The organism is Nocardia brevicatena NBRC 12119 (assembly GCF_000308495.1).
GTDB classification, from domain to species: Bacteria; Actinomycetota; Actinomycetes; order Mycobacteriales; family Mycobacteriaceae; genus Nocardia; species Nocardia brevicatena.
Genome location: NZ_BAFU01000192.1, coordinates 1 through 1,491, shown reverse-complemented (window position 1 = coordinate 1,491; position 1,491 = coordinate 1). Strand labels below are relative to the sequence as shown.

The following is a 1,491-nucleotide window of genomic DNA, read 5'->3' as shown; positions in this document are numbered from 1 at the left end:
GCCGAGCTGCCGTACATCTCCGCGGCGGATGGTGTGGGCCTTGTCGGTGATGAATCCGGGAAGGAGTGATCCGGTGTCGGCCACAGGTGTTGTCGCCGAACTCGCCGATATCGTCGGCTCGGCCCATGTGCTCACCGACCCCGACACGACGGCCCGCTACATCACCGACTGGACGGGTCGCTGGCACGGCACGACCACCGCGGTGGTCCGACCGGCCGATACCGGGGAAGTGGCCCGCGTGCTCCGGGTCTGCCGCCGCGCCGGGGTCGGGATCGTCCCGCAAGGCGGTAATACCGGGCTCGTGGGGGGTTCGGTCCCGATGCACGGCGAGATCGTCCTGAGTCTGGCGCGCCTGGACTCCATCACTGCCGTGGACCCGATCGGTCACACCCTCGCTGCCGGCGCCGGGGTGACCGTCGCCCGGGCGCAGGCGGCCGCGCGCGGGGCGGGGCTCGTGTTCGGTGTCGACCTCGCCTCACGCGACTCGGCGACTCTGGGCGGGATCGTGGCGACGAACGCGGGCGGGGTGCGTGTGGTCAGGTACGGTGATACCCGGGCCCAGCTGCTCGGAATCGAAGCGGTGATCTCCGACGGCAGCGTGCTCACCCGGTGGAAGGCCTTCGCGAAGGACAACGTGGGTTATCACCTGCCGGGCCTGCTGGCCGGGTCGGAGGGAACGCTCGCGGTCATCACCCGGGTTCTGATGAAATTGCATGTGCCGCCCTCGCATACGCGACTGGCGTTGGTCGCGGTCGCGACGGTCGGATCGGCGCTCGCGCTGCTGGATGCCCTACGCCGCACCGGCCTGACCATCCAAGCCGCGGAGCTGATGAGCGATACCGGTCTGGGTCTGGTCCGCCGGCACCGCGGTCTCCGTCCGCCGCTGGGGACCGAGACGCCTCTTTTCCTGCTGGTCGAGGTGTCCGGTCCGTCGGACACCGAATCGATGCTGCTCGAAACCTTGGACCGGGAAGATGGTCTTGTCACCGACGCCACTGTCGAGCACGGGTCGCGCCTGTGGGACTACCGTGAAGGCCACACCGAAGCGATCAACGCGTCCTCGACGACACCACCGGTCAAACTGGATATCACCACCCCGCTTGCGGAGCTGGAATCTTTTGTCGCCGCGCTCACCCGAGCCGTCCCAGCGCAGTTCCCCGCGGTGCGTTTGGTCTTCTTCGGCCACATCGCGGACGGCAACGTGCACGTCAATCTTCTGGATGTCGATCCCGAGCAGACCGGACAGATCACCGACCTCGTCTTCGAACTGGTGACCGCCCATGACGGGAGCATCAGCGCCGAACACGGTATCGGTAGGTCCAAGGCGGCGTGGATACATCTGGCCCGCTCCGCGGTGGACCTCGATGTGATGAAAGCGATTCGGCACGGTATCGACCCGCCGCTGATACTCAACCCGAACATCCTCCCGGCAGCACGACCCGCCCGGATTACTCCGTAACGAGCGCAGACGGACTCGATACCGGCGGTGAG

1 protein-coding gene is annotated in these 1,491 nt (G+C 67.3%); it reads left to right on the top strand.

Annotated elements, in window-relative coordinates; all coding sequences use genetic code 11:
• Nucleotides 1-49 precede the first annotated feature (49 nt).
• Nucleotides 50-1,459 carry an FAD-binding oxidoreductase gene (locus ON20_RS25935; protein ID WP_051163331.1) on the top strand — a complete coding sequence of 470 codons (1,410 nt, stop codon included), beginning with the start codon at nt 50-52 and terminating at the stop codon, nt 1,457-1,459.
• Nucleotides 1,460-1,491 lie beyond the last annotated feature (32 nt).